Below are 17846 nucleotides of genomic sequence, written 5' to 3'. Positions count from 1 at the left end.
CGTTGTGATCGGAGCGAGAACGGATTCCGCGAGTGGAACGCCGACCCTCCCTCCGCCCGTATTACCGGGATCAGGTTCGACGGGTCGCGGGATGTTCCGCTCTCAACCTGTTTCCACACACAGGCTCCCCGGGGATGGCGCGGTTATAGGTCCCGGCCGGGCGATTGCCAACAACGGAAAAGGGCGGCGGACAGATTGATCCGAAACCGAGCGGTCATCTTGTTGGCGGCGGCGCGAGGTGGGACATTCGCGCCGAGGCATTTCTCGGGGGAGGGCGCGCGATGGAAGCGGAAGAACGGTCGAAACGGCTGATGGCGGGTGCGGCGCGGCTGCTCGTCGCGGCGCTGCTCGCCTACATGTTCGTCATCGTGCTGATGACGGCGTCGGCGCAGTCCGAGGTCGGGGTGCGGCTGAAGGCCGCCAAGGTCGACAATGTCGATTATGCCTCGGGCTATGCGCTGCTCGCCGACGCCGACGGAAAGCGGAAGGCGGCGGCGAAGAAGCGTGCCGAACGCGAGAGGCTGGCCATCGAATTTCGCAAGAGCGAGAAGGCCTATATTGCGGCCAACGATCATTATTTCGGGCTTGAGGAGCCGCTCCAATCGGTGCTCACCGAGCTCGCGAGGGCTGGTATATGCGACATCACGCGCGGCGACAAATTGAGCGTTTCGGCCGTGCGCATGGCTCTGACCCGGATGGAGAGCTGCGCGAACGAGCCGGGTGTGTCGCCGGCGTTGCGGCGCGAAGCCGAGCTGGTGTTGAAGGGCAAGGAGGCGCTGCTGGCGGCGAGCAAGACATGGCTCGAAACAAGGGTCGCGCGCGACGACGCTATGAAGGCGCTGGAGGAGGTCGATCAATATCTCGGCCGCGCCGACAAGGCCGAGGAGGCGGTCAAGGCGTTGCGCGCGCCCTTCTCCTCGATCGCGGTGCTGCGCGATTCGCTTATGCTCGGCGGCGGCCTGCTGGTGCCCTTGCCGCCCTCGCTGTTGCAGATCATCCTGTCCTTTTTTTCGGGCCTGTTCGGGGCGCTGCTGGTGACCTTGGTGCTGGCGGTCTATCCCAACAACGACCTTGGCATTACGACGCCCGGCGGCAATTATGGCGAGCGCATCCTGCTGGGCGGGCTGATCGCGGTGTGCGTGTTCGTCGTCGTCGGTGGCGGCGCCGCGGTGCTCGGGTCGACCAACAGCTTCGCTGACGGCACCGCCAACTACCAGGCGTTCAGCGCGATCGGGGTACTCGCGGGCATGTTCTCCGACCGGGTCGCCAAATGGCTTTCGGACCGCGCGACGCATTTTTACGGCGACAAGGCCAAGGTGGAGGCCGAAGCCGCGGCTAAGGCGGCGGCGGAAGCCGTGGCGCAGGCCAATTCCGAGGCGGCTGCCGACGCGAACGCCGATGCGGCCAATGCGCCGGGCGCTGCGCCGCCCTAGCGCAGCCCGCCCAGTTCGACGCTCCGCCCGTCGCAGCCATAATGGACCCAAGGCGGGAAGCGGGTCGCCTGGGGCTCGATCGTCCAGCCGTGGCCATAATGGTCGATGCGGAATTTGAGGCCGCCGACCATGACCTCGGCGCCGTCGGCGATGACGATGGTCGCGTCGGGGTCGTTCGCGGCGCCATAATAGCCGTTGCCGGTCATCGAGACGGGATGCGGGAGGCCGGGGACGAGGCGGTAGACGCTTGTCCCGTCGGCACCCGCGACGAAGCTGCTCGCTGGGGCGCCCGCGGGATCGTAGCGGTCCTGATCCTGAAAGGCGTGGGCGATGCGGAGGCGGACGATGGTTCCCGCCGCGACGGGACCGTCAACATAGGCGGTGACCTCGCGGTGGACATAGCGGCGGCTGGCCGCGAGGCCGAGCGGGTCGGCGACGAGCGACTGCGGCACGGCGAGGGTTTCGGAGCGTATGGGGCGCCGCGTCGGGACATGCATTGCGCTGTCCCCCGCGAAGATATCGATCCGCTCATAGGCGCCGTCGCCATCCATGTCGGCGAGGCAGGGCTGGACATAGGCGCCGGGGCCGCGCCGTTCGGGATCGGGGATTAGGCCGAAGGGCGGCCGCGCGAGCGGCAGGCAGAGTCTGCCCGGATCGCCTCCATGGTCGGGATCGAGCGGGGTGCCCGCCGGATAGACGAGACGCTCGGGGCCGGGGACGCGCAGCGCGCTGCCGAGCAGCCAGCCCTTGGTCGCGATCTGCACGACCTCGTGCGCGACGGGCATATGGTCGGCGATCGGAATCGGGTCGCGGGCGATGTCGACGATCGGGATCGGCGCGATGTGGACGCCGTTTTCGCGGGCGGCGTCGCAGGCTTCGGGCGCGGCGGCGGGCTGGGCGGCGCCGATGAGCAGCGGGACGGCGAAGGCGAGGGGCAGGCGCTGACGCATCGCCGCCCCGCTATCGTCTTCCGGTGCCCGATGCTGTGCCTGCCGTCACATGTCAGCCGGCCGGCGCTGAGCCCGGTGCCCAGCCCGGCGGGGCGAGGGTGAAGCCGGCGAAGTCGAAGCCGGGGACGACGAGGCAGCTGACCAGCGCCCAGCCGCTGTCGGCGTGCGCGGCCTGCCAGTGATGCGCGGGGATAAGTATCTGCGGCGCGTCGCCGGTCAGGATGTCGGGGCCGAGGCGGTGATGGGCGGGCGGGTCGGTATCGGTCGCGGCGAGCGACAGGGTGAGCGCGGCGCCGGCGTGCCACAGCCAGATTTCCTCGGCATCGACCTTGTGCCAGTGCGAGCTTTGTCCGGCTTCGAGCAGGAAATGGATCGCGGTACCGCTGGCGCGGCCGTCGGGACCGGGCGGGCCGCGCCAGGTCTCGCGGTACCAGCCGCCCTCGGGATGCGGGGCGAGGTTGAGCTTGGCGATAAGGGCGCGGGGGTCGGTCATGGGTGGTCTGTGCCGAACAGGTGATCGACGAGCGCGTCAATATCGGCGAGTTTGGCGAACCGCGATTTCGCCAGTTCGCGAATGGCGGGCCGCTGCGCTTTGAAACCGCCGCTGTTTCCCTTTGTATGCACCGCAATCTTGTCGCCGAGCGAAGGCATTTTTTCTCCGGGCGCTCCGCCGAACCAGCGATAATGGTCGATTTCGAGCGTGCGTGCATCATGCACGATGAGGACTACGCAGCTCGACGGTTTTTCTTCCAATCGCTGCTGTATCTTGAAGGAGTCGGCGGTGCCTTCGACGTGCATGGCCTTCAACTGGACATGCCGGGTTATTCCGCACGCTTCGAGGATCACGTCGTACCCGCTGTTGTCGACTTCGCTGTGCGATATAGCGAAAGCGAACTCGCCGCGTTTCCATAAGCAGCTTGCTACGTCGGCGAGGAAACGATGCTCCAAGACGCTTTCGCGGGTCGTCGAATAGGCCGAGAGGGCGTCGATCCAAAGGTCAGTCATGGTGCATTCTAGGCGCGGCTGGACTCGCCAAGCAAGCGTGGCATAGTCTTGCCGCAGACCCGCGAACGACGCGGGCGAAGGGAGAGCGATATGGCTTCGGTACTCGAAGACGCGCGGGCGATTGCGCCGGTCGATGTCAGCGACCTCGCGCTCTATACGGGCGACACATGGCGCGAGCCCTTTGCCCATCTGCGCGCCGCGATGCCGGTGAGCTGGTGTCCCGACAGTCCCTATGGCGGTTACTGGTCGGTGGTCAGCCATGCGCTCGTGCAGGCGGTCGAGCTGAACCCGACGGTCTTTTCCTCATCGTGGGAGAATGGCAATATCGTCATCGCCGACCCGCCGCCGCAGTCGAACCTGCCGAACTTCATTGCCGCCGACCCGCCAGTGCACACCGCGCAGCGCAAGGTGATCGCCCCCGCCTTCAACCCCAGCCAGATGGCCGAGCGCGAGAAAGTGGTGCGCCAGCGCACGCGCGAGCTGTTCGACGGGCTGCCGGTCGGCGAGAGCTTCGACTGGGTCGAGAGCGTGTCGGTGCCGCTGACGATCGGCATGCTGTGCATCCTGTTCGATTTCCCGTGGGAGGAGCGGCACGACCTCAAGCGCTGGTCGGATTATGGCGGTAACGTCTCGCCCGAGACCGCGACCGAGGAATATCGCGCGCAGTGGATGGCCGAGATGACCGCGATGCTCGCGCGCTTCGACGCCGAATTCGCCAAGCGCAAGGCGATGCCGCCGAGCGACGATTTGCTGTCGCGGATGGTGCACAGCGAGGCGATGGGCAGCCTGAACCCGATGGAGCGGCTCGCCAATATCGCGCTGCTGATCGTCGGCGGCAACGACACGACGCGCAATTCGATGAGCGGGCTGGTCGAGGCGCTGGATCGTTATCCGGGCGAACTCGACCGGCTGCGCGCCGACGCGTCGCTGATCCCCAATGCGGCGCAGGAGATCATCCGCTGGCAATCGCCGGTGACGCATATGCGGCGCACCTGCACCGAAGATGTCGAGCTGGGCGGGCAAAACTTGCGCAAGGGCGAGAAGGTCATCCTCTGGTACATCTCGGCGAACCGTGACGAGAGCGTGTTTCCCGACGCCGAGCGCTTCGACGTGCGCCGCGACAATGCGCGGCGGCATGTCGCGTTCGGGCACGGCATCCACCGCTGCGTGGGGGCGCGGCTCGCCGAGATCCAGCTCTGCACGCTGATCGAGGAGATCGTGACGCGCGGCATCCGGATCGAGCCGCAGGGCGAGGCCGAGCGGCTGGCGAGCCCGTTCCTGCACGGATTCGTCCATATGCCGGTGCGGATCGTGCCCGGCTGACGCTTCACTTTCCAAGTTGGAAAATTATCACTTGCCGAATCGGAAAGCGATGCCTATTGCTTTCCGTATTGGAAAGTGAAGGAGGCGTGTGATGAACCCGATCGAAGCTCAGGCGGCGCTCGACTCGATGGCCGAGGCGCGGCGCGAACTGGCGCGCAGCGGGCCGAAATATCCGCTGTGGCGGCACGCCGCCTTTGCCGCGGTGATGGCGGCGCTGGTGCTGGGGCAGGGGTTCGGCCTTCCCGGGCAGTTGCCGTTTCTTGTCCTGCCCTTGGCTGCGATCGCGTGGATCGTCGCCGACGATCGCAAGCGTTACGGCGTCTTCGTCTACGGCTATCGCAAGGGGCGGACGTTGCCGGTGACGCTCTTGCTGCTCGCGCTGATGCTCGGTGCGATGGGCGCGGAGATTTACGCGCGCTTCAACGATCTGGGCCTCGGCGTGAAGCTGGGGATCGCGGGCTTCGCCTTTGTCGTGGCGCTGGCGATGAGCCTGTGGTGGACGCGCGTCTATGACCGCGAACTGTTGAAGGGCGCGTGACGATGGACGGCATCGACATGCTGCTGCACGCGCCGGCGCGGCTGCAGATCGCGGCGCTGCTCAGCACGGTCAGCGACATGGAATTCGCCAGGTTGCGCGAACTGGTCAAGGTCAGCGATTCGGTGCTGTCGAAGCATCTCTCGGCGCTGAGCGATGCCGGCTATGTCCGGCTGAAGAAGGCGTCCGAGGGCGGGCGGCAACGCACTTGGGCCTCGCTGACCCGCGAAGGCGGAAAGGCGCTGGACCGCCACGTCGCGGCGCTGCGCGCGATCGTCGCCCATTTGCCGGCGGCCGCCGACTAGCCGCCGCCGGCTCCATTGCAGGATTGTAATGTTACGGACGCGCTGCCGCCATGATGGCTGTGCGATAGATGCCACCCTCTCCACAGGATGAAGGAAGGCTTATCATGCAGATGACCAAACTCGCGGCAATCGGCGCGGCAGCCCTGTTGGCGCTGTCGGGCACGGCCGCAACCGCGCAGAATGCGACACCTTTTTGCTCGAAGTCGGTGACCGACAATTGCATGCAACGCGAAGGCCATGCCGTCGCCGCGCATCGCGCGCCGGCGAGGCATCATGCCGCAGCCAAGCATCGCGTCGCGGCGAAGCATCACGCCGTGAAGCATCATGTCGCGAAGCATCGCGTCGCCGCGAAGCATAGCGCCGCGCCGCATCGCGCGGTCGCGGCAAAGGCCGTGCCGGCGCCCGCGCACAAGATGTGACCGTCGCCCGCGCGCCGCCGATCGAGCAGCGCGCGGGTCGCGTCGCGATCACGCCGCGGCGACGCTTTCGCGCGCGCCGGCCTGCCAGCGGGCGGCGGCCGCGGCGACGCGCCGGCCGAGCGAATGGGCGGTGGCGCGGTCGCCGGCTTTCGGGGTGACCTCGGCGCTGTCGTTCGCCGCCTGCGCCATCGCGCCGAGGAAGCTGCCGAGGCGGTTTTCGACGTCGGTCGCGGCGCTGGTGTCGTCGTTGTTGCCGGGATTCTGGCCGGTGCCGATCCACAGCATCGCATGCTGCGCCGCGAAGATGGCGAGCGTCGTCAGCGTGTTGAGCTTGTCGCCCGAGGGCGAGCCCGAGACGGTGAAGGCGGCGGCGAGCTTGTCCTTCCACTGCTTGGTGAAATAGACGGCGGCGCTGGCGTCCATGAACGCCTTCATCGGCGCCGAAACGGTGCCCATATAGGTCGGGGTACCGAAGATGAGCGCGTCCGATTCGGCGGCGATGGCGAAGAATTCGTCGAAGTTCGTCTGGCCGGGCTCGATCGCGAGCAGAACCGGGGTGGCGCCCGCGGCTTCGACGCCGCGCGCGACGTCGGCGGCGAGGACCGCGGTGTGGCCGAAGCCCGAATGATGGATGATCGCTACCTGGGTCATGTCTGTCGTCCTTTGCTGATGCCGGGAAGGGTCCCGGCGGCTTGCGCAACGGGAGATGATAGGGTAGGAACCAAAAGTGAAGTACGCACCTTGAGGTAACTATCGATATGAGTGTTCCGGACTGGGTAGGCAAAGTCGATCCGTGCGACGCGAATTGCCCGTCGCGCGAGATTCTCGACCTCGTCGGCGACCGCTGGAGCCTGCTGATCCTGTTGGTGATCGCGCAGGGCCACAGCCGCAACGGCGAGCTGAAACGGCGGGTCGGCGGGATCAGCCAGAAGATGCTGACGCAGACGTTGCGGGCGTTGGAGGCCAATGGGCTGGTCGAGCGGCACGATTTCATGACGGTGCCGCCGCATGTCGAATATCATCTGACCCCGCTCGGAGTGTCGCTCGGCGACGCGATGACGCCCCTTTTCGAATGGATCGAGCGCCAGTTCGGCGCGGTGCAGGCGGCGCGCGCGGCGTTCGCGGCGCGGCTGGCGGTGGCGGCATGACCCGGCCCGACCTGCCCGATGCCGACGCGCGCGCCGCCTATCGCAGCGAATTGCGCGGCATCGCCCGCGCCCCGCGCATGCTGGGCCTGGTCTTCGTCTTCGCCTCGCTGGGGTTATGGGCCTGGCCGCAGAACGGCGGGCCGCTGGTGCTGGGGCCGCTGTCGACCGAGACCTGGGGATGGATCTGCCTCGGCATCGGCTGGGCGGTGCTATTGTGGGTGATCGTCGCGCGCACGCGCCACAACAAGGAACGGTTGGGCGGCCCCGACGCCTAGCGCAGGAACGGCCCGCGCGCCCGCACCCGTGCCTGTCGTGCGGGGACCCCGGCCAGTTCGCGAAATTCGCGCGCCATATGCGCCTGGTCGGCGAACCCGCCGTCGGCGGCGTGGCCCGCGAGGCTCGTTTCGCCGGGGAGCGTCTCGAAGGCTTTCTGGAAGCGCAGCAGGCGCAGATAGGCGCGCGGCGCCACCCCGACATGCGCCGCGAACCAGCGCTGGAGCGCGCGCGGCGCCATGCCGGTGGTGGCGTTCATCGCGGCGACGGTCGGCGCGCCGATGATGGCGAGGCCGAGGACGCCAAGGTCCGTAGCGGCGGACAATCGCCGTTCGATGGCCTCAAAATCGGCGGCGGGACAGGCTTGCCACCGGCCGTAGATCTGGGCGAGCGGGGCGCCGCCGAGCGCGGTCCAAGCCCAGGGCCAGAGGCGTAGCGCCTCGAAAGCGGCGTCGCCGCTGATCGTGAACGCCTGCGGCCGGTCGACCAGCCCGACGACGAAATCCGCCGGCTGGTCGCCGTCCCAGCGCGACCGGCCACGGGTGCGGCGGATCAGCTCGATGCAGCCGTCGGGGGTCGCCTGCTGGGCGATCCACGCGTCGGGGTCGCCGCCGCCCGCGAGCGTCCAGCGTGCCTTGACCAGCCCGGCGAGCGTGGGGGGCGGGGCGAACTCGCGATAGTCCATGCGCGCTTTAGACGCTTTTTGTCGCATCGGTTCAAGACGCGCGGCGGCGGCGGCGGCAGACGGGGCCGGCGCCGAGGTGCGGCGGGGAGGAAGCGATGATGAAAAGCATGACGGCGGCGATGGCGGCGATGCTGCTGATAGCGGCGGCCCCGGGTTCGGCCCCGGCCGCCACGGTCGGCGATCTCGCGTGGATGGCGGGGGCGTGGGTCAGGGACGCGGGCGATGAATGGAGCGAGGAGAGCTGGTCGGACCCGCGCGGCGGGGTCATGATCGGCCACAGCCTGTCGGGGGCGGGCGACAAGGCGCAGGCGTTCGAATTCCTGATGCTGCAGCCGGGCACCGACGGCACGCCGACCTATATCGCGCGGCCCGGCGGCGGTTCGGCGGTGGCGTTCGCGCTGGCCGAGCATGGCGCGGCGCATGCGACCTTCGATAATGCCGCGCATGATTATCCGCAGCGCATCACCTATGCGCGCGACGGCGAAACGCTGACCGCGACGATCTCGCTGATCGACGGGTCGAAGGCGATGCGCTGGACCTACAAGCGGCGGTAGCTGAATCCTCCCTGTCGCGAAGCGATGGGGAGGTGGCAGCGCGAAGCGCTGACGGAGGGGCTATGACGTGGCGTTGCGGCCCCTCCACCATCGCCTTCGGCGACGGTCCCCCTCCCCATGGCTTCGCCACAGGGAGGATTTTAGACCGTCCGCCTTGCGAGCCAGACCCCTGCGACCATCAGTCCGATGCCCGCGACGCGTTTCAGGTCGATCGCCGAGCGCATCGCGCCGAACAGGCCGAAATGGTCGATCGTCGCGGCGCTGACGAGCTGGCCGACGAGGACGAAAAAGATCGCGTTGCCGACCCCGAATTTGGGCGCGATGAAGGTCACCGCGATCACGTAGAAAGCGACGAACAGCCCGCCGAAGTAGAATTGCGGCGGGATATCCGACGTGAAGCGGATCTGCCCGACCGAGCCGGTCATCAGCGCGCCGGCGGTCGCGATGAGGAAGGCGAGGCCGAACAGGATCATCGACGCCGCCATCGGGCTGCCGAGCCGCGTGCCGAGCCCGCCGTTGAGCGCGGCGAGGATCGGGATGCCGATCCCGGTGAGCAGCATGATCAGCGCGAAGGCGGGGGCGCTGTGGTTCGCGGTCATGGCTTGGCCGCCTTCGCCGCCTGCGCAGCGCGATAGTCGAGCACGGGCAGGCCGCCGATGCCCCAATTTTCGAGCTCGACCTCGTCGATCGTGACGACGGTGGTCGCGGGGTTTTTGTCGAGGACGCGCTGGAGCAGGTCGGTGACGCCGGCGATCAGTTCGGCTTTTTGTGCGGGCGTCGCGCCTTCGCGGGTGATCTTGATGTTCACAGTGGGCATGGCGTCTTCCTTTCAGGCGAACGGGGTCGCGAACTCGATACGGAGTCCGCCGGGCATCGCACAGATGAAATGATGCGTCGTCGCGCCCTCGCGGATCGGTTCGGGGTCGAATTCGATCCGGACGCCGGGATGGCCCTCGACGCGCGCGAGGACGGTGCGCAGCGTGGGCAGATCGGCGACCTGCAGCGCGAGATGGTGGAGGCCGACATTGGCGCGGCGGTCGAAGGGCGTCGCCGATGCCGGGTCGGCGACCTGCCACAGGGTGAGCAAAATGGTCCCGTCGGAGACGAAGATCGCGGGATAGTCGGGGCGTTCGGCGGCGACCGTGAAGCCGAGCGCGTCGACGAAGAAGTCGCGCGCCTCGGCGATGTCGCGCACCGCGAGGCCGATATGGTGGGCGCCCAAAGTGAGCGGGCGCGGCGAGGCTGTCGTCATTGTTCTTCCTTTGCGGAACGAAGCGCGGCGATTTCGGCGCGCAGCTGGTTGAGTTCGGCGGCCATCGGCTGGATCGCCGCCGAAATTTCGGCCTCGGTGAAGCGCGGGGTGATATGCTGCGAGCAATTCCATTCCCAGCCGACGACGTCGATCAGGAAGGCGCGCTCGGGCACCGCGCGATAGCCGGTGGGCATCAGCGAGGTGACCAGCTCGGGATCGTCGGCCAGCTCGACGCTGTGCGCATGGCCGATCAGCTTCAACCGGTCCTTGTTCGGATAGTCCATCAGGAACAGCGAGACGCGGTCGTCGTGCAGCAGGTTGGCGGTGCTGATATATTGCTTGTTGCCGCGATAGTCGGCGAAGCCGACCCGGTTGCCCGCGACAGGGCGCAGGAAACCGGCGGGGCCGCCGCGATGCTGCATATAGGGCCAGCCGTCGGCGGTGACGCTGGCCATGTAGAAGCTGTCGCGCAGGGCCATGAACGAGATTTCCTTGTCGGTCAGCGCATCGGGCGTGCCGTCGGCGCCCGCGTCGAGCTTGGCATAGGCGGCGCGCGAGCCGTGGATTTCCTGCAGCTTGCGGACGTCTTCGTTGAAGAGGGTGGTCCGGTAATTGCGTGCCATCGGTCGCCTCCTTTCGCCGCGCCGATCTAGGTCGTTGCCTGAATGGCGATAATCGGCGAAGATTGCAGAACTTCATTCCGGAAAATGGAATAATCGATGGACCGCTTGCTGACGCTGGAGATGTTCGTCGCCGTCGCGGGCGAGGGCGGCTTCGCCGCCGCGGCGCGCAAGCTGGGCCATTCGCCGCCCGCGGTGACGCGCGGCATCGCCGCGCTCGAGGACAGGCTGGGGACGAGCCTGTTCCACCGCTCGACCCGCGCGGTGGTGCTGACCGACGCCGGCGCGGCGTTTCTCGGCGAAGCGCGGCGCATCCTCGGCGACCTCGCGGGCGCCGAGCGCGCGGTGCGCGGTGCGGCGGCCGAACCGCGCGGCCAGCTGTACCTGACCGCGCCGGTGATGTTCGGGCGGCTGCATATGCTGCCGGTGGTGAGTGCCCTGCTCGCCGAACATGATGCGCTGACCGCGCGGATGATGCTGGTCGACCGCAACGTCCGGATCGTCGAGGAGGGGATCGACGTCGCGCTGCGCATCGGGCCGCTCGCCGATTCGGCGCTGAAAGCGGTGCGCATCGGCGCGGTGCGGCAGATGCTGGTCGCGAGCCCCGCCTATCTCGCGCGGCAGGGCGCCCCGGCGGTGGTCGGCGACCTCGCCGATCATGCGCTGATCGCGATGGACGGGCCGCGCGCAGGTGGCGAATGGCAGTTCGCCGGCACGCGGCTGAAGCTCGAGGCGCGGCCACGGCTGGTGGTCAACACCGTCGACGGCGCGATGGCGGCGGCCGAGGCCGGCGTCGGGATCGCGAACCTGCTGAGTTATCAGGTGATGGACGCGGTCGACGCGGGGCGGCTGATATCCTTGCTCGCCGGTGATCAGCCGCCCGCGCTGCCCGTCCACCTGCTGTTCGAACCGTCGCGCGCCGCGCTGCCGTCGGTGCGGCTGTTCGTCGCGGCGATGAAGGCGCGGCTGCGGATGGCGGGGCTGGCCTGACGCGTCAGCCGATCATCGTGAAGGCGATCCAAACCCCGCCGACCAGCGCGAACAGCGAGCCGAGGCCGACAAACAGGCCGATGAAGCAGCCGTTGCGCATCGGCGCCCATATCATGACGTCATGGGGATCGTCGGGGTTGTAGCGGACGCGCATGATGCTGCCGACCGGTTTTGGGTGGTTGGTCGACAGGTTGTCGGGGATCTGCTTCGTTACCCCCGCGAGCCGATATTCGATCGTCGCGGTGTGCATCAGCGTGCGGTCGCCGTCGCTGTCGTTGCTCCAGTGGCTGTCATGGCCGACGATCCGCCCCTCGACCTCGTGCCAGCGGCGGCCGCGCATTTCCTTTTTCGCCATGGCGAGGCCGATGCTCGCGAACAGCAGGCCGATCCCCGCGAAGAACCACGGGATCAGACGCAATATCTGCTCTTCTGCCACTTCGCTTCCCCCCGGAACGAAGATGGGGACGGACGGGTCCCCGTCTAGAATTGATAGGCGAGGCCGATGCCGCCGAGCCACTGGTCGGCGCTGCCCGCGTCGGCGACGATCGGCGAATCGGCGTAGCGGCCGAGCATTCGGCCATATTGGGCGCCGCCGATCAGCACGAAGCCTTTGCGCAAATCGCCCGACAGGCCATAGGCGCCGGCGAGGCCGATCGTATATTTCCCCGCGGTGACCTTGTTCCCCGCGCCGGTGTAGACGGGCAGGCCGCTCGCGGCGCTGCCGATTGGGTCGACGTCGAAATAATAGCGGCCGAAACCCTTGCCATAGACGTTTACCGATGCCGAGACGCCGATGAAGGCTTGTTTCGACAACGGGGTGCCATAATCGATGGTCGGCGAGACGACCCAGCTGCCATGCTTGCCCGAAATGTCGGCGAGCCCGACGACGCGGAAACCGACCTGGTCGTAACCGCTGGTGACGATGCCGGTGTGGGTGACGCCCGCCGACAGGCCGAGTTCGACCGCCATCTTCTTTTCGCCGAGCGCCTCGACCTGGGCATCCTTGATGCGGCCGGTGCGGTCGCTGCGCAGGTTGATGATCGGGCCGAATTTCAGGTCGGTCTTTTGCCCGCGCTTCTGGCGGATCAGGTCGACCTGCAAATTGGTGCCGCGGGTCGAGAAGGAAAAGCCGCTGAGCCGGCCGCGCACGTAGAAGGCGGGCAGGACGACGCGGTCGTCGGAACCGTTGTAGCTCGGCGCGGTGATCACTCCGCCGGCCACAGAAATATAGTCGCGCGACCATTTGCGGTCGCTGTCGTCGCCTTCGGGCGAGGCAGCGGGGAGCAGGATCGCCTCGTCGATGTCGCGGTCCTGCAGATAGGCGGTGGGCGTGGTGCGGGGCACCGGGCGGCCGGGCGCGATCTCGGCGCTCAGGCCTGCGAGGTCATAGCCGAGCGCGGGGCCGTCCATCGCCTGGGCAGGGGCGGCGCCGCAAAGCAGCAGCGCCGGAAGCGCAAGGCGGGGGAGAAAGGCGGGCATCGGCATAAAGCGTTAGGTTCCTATGGTCTTGCCCCTCGTGCAGGGGGTGTATGCGAAGGATGGGGGCTTGGAAAGACAGAGACTTGCCGACGGGGGATTTAGTTCCCATGCAGCGTGTCATGGCCTGCAATCATTACAATCCCGCGCCCGATGTTGCGCGGCGCGACATAGGCGCCGACGCCATGGCTGTCCCGTTGTTCCGTCGTGACGTCACCGAAAGAACATGGGCATGAGCCGGATCCCGCGGTTCATCGGCTATGCGCTGATGGCTGGCGCCGCCGGGCTTGCGCTGATCGAGCGGCGCGGCATGGTCGCCAGCGTCGGGCCGCTGCCGGTCATCGCGGTCGTGCTGTTGCTCGGTATGGTCGCGGTGATGCTGGTGTTCACCGACCTGATGGTGCGCGGGCTCTATGCGCAGGTCGACGTCGCGAAACGGGTGGCGCCGCCGGCTGATGGCGCCGAGGATACCGACGCCAAGTAGGATGCAGGGAAGGACCGCCCTCTCTGGGGAATGGCGTATTTTGGCAGCCGCGCAGCGGCTGACGGAGGGGCGGACGCGGTCAGGCGGCGTACAGCGTCGCCGGTTCAGTTCGGCGCCGGGCAGCGCGAGCGGTCGCCCTTGTTGCAGGCGTCGATGTCGGCATTGGCCTTGGCGACGCGCGCGACCTCGGCCTGGTGCGCGGCGACGGCGGCGCGATAGTCGGCCTGCTGCTTTTCATAATCGGCCTGTTTCTTGTTGAAGTCGGCCTGTTTGCGTTCGAAATCGGCGACCTTTTCGGCCTGGATACGCCGCGCCTCGGTGTCGGCCTTGAGCCAGGCGGCGGCGGCGGCATTCTGCTCTTCGTTGAGATGGCCCGTTTCGGACGGGGGAATGTCGACGGCCACCGGGCCGGCGGGTTTTGCCGGTGTCGCAGCGACCGGTTTCGGGGTCGCAGGGGCCGGTTTGGCGATCGAACCGCCGCGGCTTGCCATATGCTGGCCGCGCAGCCGGTCCGACTGGCCGGCGTCGCAACTGCTCGGCTGCTTGCCATTCCAGTTGTTGCAGCCGTTGACGAAGGTCACCGGCTGGTCGGGGTCGAGTTCGTCATATTCGTCGGCATCGACATCATAATAGGCGTTATAGCCGACCGGACCGTTCAGCACGCCGCGGTCGGCGGTGCCGATGAAGCGTTTGGAGAAAAAGTCGCCGGTCTCGTCGAGGTCGATGTAGAGCGTGCCGGGTCCGCTGATCAGCCCGTCGGCGTCGCAGCCGCCCTTCCATTCGATCAGCGCCACGCCGCCGGACCCGTAACGTTCCTTGACGGTCTTCGTCCCCGCCGCGTCGAGCCCCATCGCGCCGTGATTGACGATCATCATGCACTGGCCGGTGCCGTTTCTGACCTTTTTCAGCGACCAGCTGGCGCCGGCATAGGGGCCGGCAAAGGCATCGTCGGTGCCGCTCTGCGCCGCGGTGATCACCGGCGTCAGGAACAGCGCCGCCGCCGCGGCGGCGGCCGCGCCGATCATCGAAACCCGTGTCTTGCCTGCCGTCATGTCCCGATCCCTTTCGCCGCGCCGTGTCGGCGGGTGCCGCCGCAAATCTGAGGCGATCGGCGCGCGAAATGCAACTCGAAACAAATTGGCGCCCCCCGCGTACGCGGTGGACGGAGGCCCCCGGCGCGCGCCCTTTTCGTTCGACACTATCGGCACTTGCCAGTATGACCGGGCGATGACCGATCGCCCGCAAACACCGCTGCTCGACACGGTGGATGTCCCCGCCGACCTCCGCAAGCTGAAGCCCGAAGACCTCCGCCAGTTCGCCGACGAACTGCGCGCCGAGATGATTTCGGCGGTGGGTACGACGGGCGGGCATCTGGGCTCGGGGCTTGGCGTCGTCGAGCTGACCACCGCGCTCCATTATGTGTTCGACACGCCGCGCGACAAGATCGTCTGGGACGTCGGCCACCAATGCTATCCGCACAAGATCATCACCGGGCGCCGCGACCGGATCCGCACGCTGCGCACCGGCGGCGGGTTGTCGGGCTTCACCAAGCGTAGCGAGAGCGAGTACGACCCGTTCGGCGCCGCGCATAGCTCGACCTCGATCAGTGCCGCGCTCGGCTTTGCGATCGCTAACAAGCTCAAGGACGAACCCGGCCGCGCGATCGCGGTGATCGGCGACGGGTCGATGTCGGCGGGCATGGCCTATGAGGCGATGAACAACGCGGCAGCGGCGGGAAACCGGCTGATCGTTATCCTCAACGACAATGACATGTCGATCGCGCCGCCCGTCGGGGGGCTCTCGGCCTATCTGGCGAAGCTGGTGTCGTCGCGGCCGTTCGTCGAGCTGCGCGAAATCGCGCGGCGCTTTGCGCGCAAATTGCCCGAGCCGCTGCACAAGGCGGCGAAGAAGACCGACGAATATGCGCGCGGCATGGCGATGGGCGGGACGCTGTTCGAGGAACTCGGCTTTTATTATGTCGGGCCGATCGACGGGCATAATCTCGACCATCTGATCCCGGTGCTGGAGAATGTGCGCGACAGCGACCATGGCCCGGTGCTGATCCATGCGGTGACGGTGAAGGGCAAGGGCTATGCCCCTGCCGAGGCCGCTGCCGACAAATATCATGGCGTCCAGAAATTCGACGTGATCACCGGCGAGCAGGCGAAGGCGCCGCCGGGACCGCCGGCGTATCAGAATGTGTTCGGCGAAACGCTGGCGAAGCTCGCCGACACCGACCCGCGCATCGTCGCGATCACCGCGGCGATGCCGTCGGGCACGGGGGTCGATAAATTCGCCAAGGCGCATCCGACCCGGACCTTCGACGTCGGCATCGCCGAACAGCATGCGGTGACCTTTGCCGCCGGATTGGCGGCGCAGGGGATGCGGCCGTTCTGCGCCATCTATTCGACCTTCCTCCAGCGCGCTTATGATCAGGTCGTCCATGACGTCGCGATCCAGAATTTGCCGGTGCGTTTCGCGATCGATCGCGCGGGGCTGGTCGGCGCCGACGGATCGACCCATGCGGGGTCGTTCGACGTCACCTATCTGGCGACCTTGCCCAATTTTGTCGTGATGGCGGCGGCCGACGAGGCCGAACTGGTCCATATGACCTATACCGCCGCCGAATATGACGATGGGCCGATCGCGTTCCGCTATCCGCGCGGCAATGGCACCGGGGTGGCGTTGCCCGAAGTTCCCCAAAAGCTGGAGATCGGCAAGGGGCGCGTCGTGCGCAGTGGCAAGACCGTCGCGATTCTGTCGCTCGGCACAAGGCTCGCCGAGGCGCTGAAGGCGGCGGACACGCTCGAAGCGCGCGGGCTGTCGACCAGCGTCATCGACCTGCGCTTCGCCAAGCCGCTCGACGAGGAACTGATCCGCAAGACGCTCGCGAACCATGAGGTGTGCGTGACGATCGAGGAGAACAGCGTCGGCGGACTCGGTGCGCATGTGCTGACCCTGGCAAGCGACGAGGGGCTGATCGACGCGGGGTTGAAGCTGCGCACGATGCGCCTGCCCGACGCCTTCCAGGACCAGGATTCGCCCGACAAACAATATGACGCCGCGGGGCTCAACGCGCCGCAGATCGTCGATACCGTGCTGAAGGCGCTGCGCCACAACAGCGCGGGCGTCGAGGAGGCGGGGGTTCGGGCTTGAGCGGCTGGTGGTTCGCCGCCGGCTGCGTCGCCCTGTTCCTGATCTATTCGCTCATCGCCGCGCGCCGTGACAAACGGCAGGCGGCGGCGCTGGCGGCCCGGCGCGACAATGTCGGGCGCGAACGGTTCATTGCCATGCTGGCCGGCGATTGCGAGCGCGACGTGGCGGAGTTCCTCTGGGATGAGCTGCAGCCCGAATGGGCCTATTGGCCCGTGGGGCTGACCCCGCATCCCGACGACGATTTCCTGAAAGACCTGCCGATCGACGATGAGGAGCCGCAGGACTGGCTCGAGCATTATTGCAACAGCCGCGGCCTCGACTGGAAACGCTGGGCGAATTGGGACCGGAGCCAGCCGACAACGGTCCGCAATTTCGCGCGCTGGCTTTCCAAAGGGCAAGCGTCGCTGGTCGAGATTGCCGCATGAACTTCTTCAACCTCCTGCAATCGCTCGACGAGCTTCTGTACGAGGTGATGTCGTGGCTGGTCTTCTATCCGGTCACCCTTTGGCGGGTGCTCGTGCACCCGCTCAAGATGATGGATTATTCGGACGTCGAGCAGGGCGATGTGTCCGACCAGCAATATACCGACACGCTGAGCCCGCCTTTGTTCCTGCTGTTGTCGCTCATCCTTGTCCACGCCGCCGAGATCGCGCTGGTCGGCACCGACGCGGTGGTGGCGAGCAAGGTCGGGCTGTCGGCCTTCGTCAGCAACAACACCGACCTGATCATCCTGCGCATCGTGCTGTACAGCCTGTTCCCGGTGATGATGGCGACGCGGATGGTGCGCGCACGTGGGCTGCAGGTCGATCGCGCGACCCTGCGCGCGCCCTTTTACAGCCAATGCTATGTCGCCGCGGTGCTCGCGATGATGCTGGGAATCGCGGTGATCCTGATCAAGCAGGGCCATGACTGGTCGGTGCTCGCGGGCGGCGCGCTCGCGCTGTTCGGGCTTTTGTGGTTCGGTTTCCTGCAGACCGCGTGGTTCAACCAGCACCTGCAATGCGGCCGGCTGCGCGCCTTCGGCCATGCATCGCGCGCGATGGTCGAAAGCCTGGCCGCGATGTTCGTCCTGTCGAGCCTGTTCAGCTGATCGATACCGGATTTTCTTCGTGCCCTTGCGTGAGGCTCGAAAATCTCACGCAAAGGCGCAGAGAACGCAGAGATAGGAATTGGGCGGCTTTAGCCGCCCTTTTTCATCCCCTTTTCTCTGCGTTCTCTGCGCCTCGGCGCGAAAATCT

Annotated in this window: 25 protein-coding genes and 1 riboswitch; of the genes, 13 read left to right on the top strand and 12 right to left on the bottom strand. The window is 67.1% G+C overall.

Translation table 11 applies throughout. From position 1 onward, the window contains the following. Nucleotides 1–30: 30 nt before the first annotated feature. Nucleotides 31–141, bottom strand: a riboswitch (TPP riboswitch). 140 nt (nucleotides 142–281) lie between these two features. Then, nucleotides 282–1433 carry a hypothetical protein gene (locus AC3WS4_RS20070; protein ID WP_187139667.1) on the top strand — a complete coding sequence of 384 codons (1152 nt, stop codon included), beginning with the start codon at nucleotides 282–284 and terminating at the stop codon, nucleotides 1431–1433. Here the strand turns inward: AC3WS4_RS20070 and AC3WS4_RS20065 are convergent. From AC3WS4_RS20065 to AC3WS4_RS20055, 3 genes are read right to left on the bottom strand one after another with little or no spacing between them, the layout of a single operon-like run. Continuing rightward, the gene (locus AC3WS4_RS20065) at nucleotides 1430–2383 is read right to left on the bottom strand and encodes a hypothetical protein (RefSeq protein ID WP_492737730.1); all 954 of its coding nucleotides are present in this window, start codon (nucleotides 2381–2383) and stop codon (nucleotides 1430–1432) included. The two genes, AC3WS4_RS20070 and AC3WS4_RS20065, sit on opposite strands and share 4 nt — an antisense overlap. 52 nt (nucleotides 2384–2435) lie before the next feature. Beyond that, nucleotides 2436–2876, bottom strand: coding sequence for a cupin domain-containing protein (locus AC3WS4_RS20060; RefSeq protein WP_492737728.1), 441 nt, complete (start codon nucleotides 2874–2876; stop codon nucleotides 2436–2438). Next, complete coding sequence (locus AC3WS4_RS20055; RefSeq protein WP_492737726.1) at nucleotides 2873–3331, bottom strand: hypothetical protein; 459 nt, start codon at nucleotides 3329–3331, stop codon at nucleotides 2873–2875. The genes AC3WS4_RS20060 and AC3WS4_RS20055 overlap by 4 nt, the downstream gene beginning before the upstream one ends. A gap of 147 nt (nucleotides 3332–3478) precedes the next feature. Between AC3WS4_RS20055 and AC3WS4_RS20050 the strand changes: the two genes are divergently transcribed. From AC3WS4_RS20050 to AC3WS4_RS20035, 4 genes are all read left to right on the top strand, one after another. Further along, entirely contained in the window at nucleotides 3479–4711 is a 1233-nt protein-coding gene (locus tag AC3WS4_RS20050) for a cytochrome P450 (RefSeq protein ID WP_492737724.1), read from the top strand. A 91-nt stretch (nucleotides 4712–4802) separates the two neighbouring features. After that, the gene (locus AC3WS4_RS20045; protein ID WP_492737722.1) at nucleotides 4803–5249 is read left to right on the top strand and encodes a hypothetical protein; all 447 of its coding nucleotides are present in this window, start codon (nucleotides 4803–4805) and stop codon (nucleotides 5247–5249) included. 2 nt (nucleotides 5250–5251) lie between these two features. Next, nucleotides 5252–5551, top strand: a complete 300-nt coding sequence (locus tag AC3WS4_RS20040; RefSeq protein WP_056342434.1) for a transcriptional regulator — start codon at nucleotides 5252–5254, stop codon at nucleotides 5549–5551. Nucleotides 5552–5655: 104 nt separating this feature from the next. Next, complete coding sequence (locus AC3WS4_RS20035; protein WP_187139661.1) at nucleotides 5656–5970, top strand: hypothetical protein; 315 nt, start codon at nucleotides 5656–5658, stop codon at nucleotides 5968–5970. 48 nt (nucleotides 5971–6018) lie between these two features. Here AC3WS4_RS20035 and AC3WS4_RS20030 read toward each other — a convergent pair whose 3' ends face one another. Beyond that, nucleotides 6019–6621 (bottom strand): flavodoxin family protein, encoded by a 603-nt coding sequence (locus AC3WS4_RS20030; RefSeq protein WP_492737718.1) that lies wholly within the window; start codon nucleotides 6619–6621, stop codon nucleotides 6019–6021. Between the two features lie 107 nt (nucleotides 6622–6728). Here AC3WS4_RS20030 and AC3WS4_RS20025 point away from each other — a divergent pair, with 107 nt between their 5' ends. After that, a complete protein-coding gene (locus AC3WS4_RS20025) occupies nucleotides 6729–7118 on the top strand; it encodes a winged helix-turn-helix transcriptional regulator (protein WP_492737715.1) in 390 nt (129 codons plus the stop codon). Next, nucleotides 7115–7393, top strand: coding sequence for a hypothetical protein (locus tag AC3WS4_RS20020; RefSeq protein WP_492737712.1), 279 nt, complete (start codon nucleotides 7115–7117; stop codon nucleotides 7391–7393). Before AC3WS4_RS20025 ends, AC3WS4_RS20020 begins: the two co-directional genes overlap by 4 nt. Here AC3WS4_RS20020 and AC3WS4_RS20015 read toward each other — a convergent pair. After that, nucleotides 7390–8076, bottom strand: a complete 687-nt coding sequence (locus tag AC3WS4_RS20015; protein WP_492737710.1) for a helix-turn-helix domain-containing protein — start codon at nucleotides 8074–8076, stop codon at nucleotides 7390–7392. The two genes, AC3WS4_RS20020 and AC3WS4_RS20015, sit on opposite strands and share 4 nt — an antisense overlap. A gap of 98 nt (nucleotides 8077–8174) precedes the next feature. On the opposite strand from AC3WS4_RS20015, the gene AC3WS4_RS20010 reads away from it, so the two are divergent. Next, nucleotides 8175–8630: a DUF6265 family protein gene (locus AC3WS4_RS20010; protein WP_492742948.1), complete on the top strand. Its 456-nt coding sequence runs from the start codon at nucleotides 8175–8177 to the stop codon at nucleotides 8628–8630. Nucleotides 8631–8770: 140 nt separating this feature from the next. Here AC3WS4_RS20010 and AC3WS4_RS20005 read toward each other — a convergent pair whose 3' ends face one another. Genes AC3WS4_RS20005 through AC3WS4_RS19990 form a run of 4 tightly spaced genes read right to left on the bottom strand, consistent with a single transcriptional unit; the run spans nucleotide 8771 to nucleotide 10505 of the window. Continuing rightward, nucleotides 8771–9229, bottom strand: a complete 459-nt coding sequence (locus AC3WS4_RS20005; protein WP_492737705.1) for a DMT family transporter — start codon at nucleotides 9227–9229, stop codon at nucleotides 8771–8773. Beyond that, a complete protein-coding gene (locus tag AC3WS4_RS20000) occupies nucleotides 9226–9447 on the bottom strand; it encodes a tautomerase family protein (protein ID WP_492737703.1) in 222 nt (73 codons plus the stop codon). Before AC3WS4_RS20000 ends, AC3WS4_RS20005 begins: the two co-directional genes overlap by 4 nt. 12 nt (nucleotides 9448–9459) lie before the next feature. Beyond that, nucleotides 9460–9882 (bottom strand): VOC family protein, encoded by a 423-nt coding sequence (locus AC3WS4_RS19995; RefSeq protein WP_492737701.1) that lies wholly within the window; start codon nucleotides 9880–9882, stop codon nucleotides 9460–9462. Next, a complete protein-coding gene (locus AC3WS4_RS19990; RefSeq protein WP_492737699.1) occupies nucleotides 9879–10505 on the bottom strand; it encodes a pyridoxamine 5'-phosphate oxidase family protein in 627 nt (208 codons plus the stop codon). Before AC3WS4_RS19990 ends, AC3WS4_RS19995 begins: the two co-directional genes overlap by 4 nt. 96 nt (nucleotides 10506–10601) lie before the next feature. On the opposite strand from AC3WS4_RS19990, the gene AC3WS4_RS19985 reads away from it, so the two are divergent. Continuing rightward, nucleotides 10602–11492 carry a LysR substrate-binding domain-containing protein gene (locus AC3WS4_RS19985; protein ID WP_056342464.1) on the top strand — a complete coding sequence of 297 codons (891 nt, stop codon included), beginning with the start codon at nucleotides 10602–10604 and terminating at the stop codon, nucleotides 11490–11492. Nucleotides 11493–11496: 4 nt separating this feature from the next. Here the strand turns inward: AC3WS4_RS19985 and AC3WS4_RS19980 are convergent, their stop codons facing one another. Then, nucleotides 11497–11928 carry a DUF3592 domain-containing protein gene (locus tag AC3WS4_RS19980; protein WP_492742946.1) on the bottom strand — a complete coding sequence of 144 codons (432 nt, stop codon included), beginning with the start codon at nucleotides 11926–11928 and terminating at the stop codon, nucleotides 11497–11499. A 44-nt stretch (nucleotides 11929–11972) separates the two neighbouring features. Then, the gene (locus AC3WS4_RS19975) at nucleotides 11973–12977 is read right to left on the bottom strand and encodes a MipA/OmpV family protein (RefSeq protein WP_492737695.1); all 1005 of its coding nucleotides are present in this window, start codon (nucleotides 12975–12977) and stop codon (nucleotides 11973–11975) included. Between the two features lie 223 nt (nucleotides 12978–13200). On the opposite strand from AC3WS4_RS19975, the gene AC3WS4_RS19970 reads away from it, so the two are divergent. Next, nucleotides 13201–13452: a hypothetical protein gene (locus AC3WS4_RS19970; protein ID WP_492737693.1), complete on the top strand. Its 252-nt coding sequence runs from the start codon at nucleotides 13201–13203 to the stop codon at nucleotides 13450–13452. A 104-nt stretch (nucleotides 13453–13556) separates the two neighbouring features. Here the strand turns inward: AC3WS4_RS19970 and AC3WS4_RS19965 are convergent, their stop codons facing one another. After that, the gene (locus AC3WS4_RS19965; protein WP_492737691.1) at nucleotides 13557–14504 is read right to left on the bottom strand and encodes a hypothetical protein; all 948 of its coding nucleotides are present in this window, start codon (nucleotides 14502–14504) and stop codon (nucleotides 13557–13559) included. 175 nt (nucleotides 14505–14679) lie between these two features. Here AC3WS4_RS19965 and dxs point away from each other — a divergent pair, with 175 nt between their 5' ends. Genes dxs through AC3WS4_RS19950 form a run of 3 tightly spaced genes read left to right on the top strand, consistent with a single transcriptional unit; the run spans nucleotide 14680 to nucleotide 17698 of the window. Further along, nucleotides 14680–16608 (top strand): 1-deoxy-D-xylulose-5-phosphate synthase, encoded by a 1929-nt coding sequence (gene dxs, locus AC3WS4_RS19960; protein ID WP_492737689.1) that lies wholly within the window; start codon nucleotides 14680–14682, stop codon nucleotides 16606–16608. Beyond that, nucleotides 16605–17033 carry a hypothetical protein gene (locus tag AC3WS4_RS19955; RefSeq protein ID WP_492737687.1) on the top strand — a complete coding sequence of 143 codons (429 nt, stop codon included), beginning with the start codon at nucleotides 16605–16607 and terminating at the stop codon, nucleotides 17031–17033. The genes dxs and AC3WS4_RS19955 overlap by 4 nt, the downstream gene beginning before the upstream one ends. Beyond that, nucleotides 17030–17698: a hypothetical protein gene (locus AC3WS4_RS19950; RefSeq protein ID WP_492737685.1), complete on the top strand. Its 669-nt coding sequence runs from the start codon at nucleotides 17030–17032 to the stop codon at nucleotides 17696–17698. The genes AC3WS4_RS19955 and AC3WS4_RS19950 overlap by 4 nt, the downstream gene beginning before the upstream one ends. Nucleotides 17699–17846 lie beyond the last annotated feature (148 nt).

The sequence above is a fragment of the Sphingopyxis sp. EU05-FHT14B03 genome (assembly GCF_058790875.1).
This window is presented reverse-complemented; position numbering and strand designations above follow the sequence as displayed.

Excerpts from the sequence above, each read along its gene's own strand:
- AC3WS4_RS20050 (WP_492737724.1), top strand. The coding sequence starts at position 3,479 with ATGGCTTCGGTACTCGAAGACGCGCGGGCGATTGCGCCGGTCGATGTC.
- AC3WS4_RS20045 (WP_492737722.1), top strand. The coding sequence starts at position 4,803 with ATGAACCCGATCGAAGCTCAGGCGGCGCTCGACTCGATGGCCGAGGCG.
- AC3WS4_RS20060 (WP_492737728.1), bottom strand. The coding sequence starts at position 2,876 with ATGACCGACCCCCGCGCCCTTATCGCCAAGCTCAACCTCGCCCCGCAT.
- AC3WS4_RS20000 (WP_492737703.1), bottom strand. The coding sequence starts at position 9,447 with ATGCCCACTGTGAACATCAAGATCACCCGCGAAGGCGCGACGCCCGCA.
- AC3WS4_RS19965 (WP_492737691.1), bottom strand. The coding sequence starts at position 14,504 with ATGACGGCAGGCAAGACACGGGTTTCGATGATCGGCGCGGCCGCCGCC.
- AC3WS4_RS20005 (WP_492737705.1), bottom strand. The coding sequence starts at position 9,229 with ATGACCGCGAACCACAGCGCCCCCGCCTTCGCGCTGATCATGCTGCTC.
- AC3WS4_RS20040 (WP_056342434.1), top strand. The coding sequence starts at position 5,252 with ATGGACGGCATCGACATGCTGCTGCACGCGCCGGCGCGGCTGCAGATC.
- AC3WS4_RS20035 (WP_187139661.1), top strand. The coding sequence starts at position 5,656 with ATGCAGATGACCAAACTCGCGGCAATCGGCGCGGCAGCCCTGTTGGCG.
- AC3WS4_RS19990 (WP_492737699.1), bottom strand. The coding sequence starts at position 10,505 with ATGGCACGCAATTACCGGACCACCCTCTTCAACGAAGACGTCCGCAAG.
- AC3WS4_RS19975 (WP_492737695.1), bottom strand. The coding sequence starts at position 12,977 with ATGCCGATGCCCGCCTTTCTCCCCCGCCTTGCGCTTCCGGCGCTGCTG.
- AC3WS4_RS20070 (WP_187139667.1), top strand. The coding sequence starts at position 282 with ATGGAAGCGGAAGAACGGTCGAAACGGCTGATGGCGGGTGCGGCGCGG.
- AC3WS4_RS20025 (WP_492737715.1), top strand. The coding sequence starts at position 6,729 with ATGAGTGTTCCGGACTGGGTAGGCAAAGTCGATCCGTGCGACGCGAAT.
- AC3WS4_RS19985 (WP_056342464.1), top strand. The coding sequence starts at position 10,602 with ATGGACCGCTTGCTGACGCTGGAGATGTTCGTCGCCGTCGCGGGCGAG.
- AC3WS4_RS19995 (WP_492737701.1), bottom strand. The coding sequence starts at position 9,882 with ATGACGACAGCCTCGCCGCGCCCGCTCACTTTGGGCGCCCACCATATC.
- AC3WS4_RS19950 (WP_492737685.1), top strand. The coding sequence starts at position 17,030 with ATGAACTTCTTCAACCTCCTGCAATCGCTCGACGAGCTTCTGTACGAG.
- AC3WS4_RS20065 (WP_492737730.1), bottom strand. The coding sequence starts at position 2,383 with ATGCGTCAGCGCCTGCCCCTCGCCTTCGCCGTCCCGCTGCTCATCGGC.
- AC3WS4_RS19970 (WP_492737693.1), top strand. The coding sequence starts at position 13,201 with ATGAGCCGGATCCCGCGGTTCATCGGCTATGCGCTGATGGCTGGCGCC.
- AC3WS4_RS20020 (WP_492737712.1), top strand. The coding sequence starts at position 7,115 with ATGACCCGGCCCGACCTGCCCGATGCCGACGCGCGCGCCGCCTATCGC.
- AC3WS4_RS20010 (WP_492742948.1), top strand. The coding sequence starts at position 8,175 with ATGAAAAGCATGACGGCGGCGATGGCGGCGATGCTGCTGATAGCGGCG.
- AC3WS4_RS20030 (WP_492737718.1), bottom strand. The coding sequence starts at position 6,621 with ATGACCCAGGTAGCGATCATCCATCATTCGGGCTTCGGCCACACCGCG.
- dxs (WP_492737689.1), top strand. The coding sequence starts at position 14,680 with ATGACCGATCGCCCGCAAACACCGCTGCTCGACACGGTGGATGTCCCC.
- AC3WS4_RS20015 (WP_492737710.1), bottom strand. The coding sequence starts at position 8,076 with ATGGACTATCGCGAGTTCGCCCCGCCCCCCACGCTCGCCGGGCTGGTC.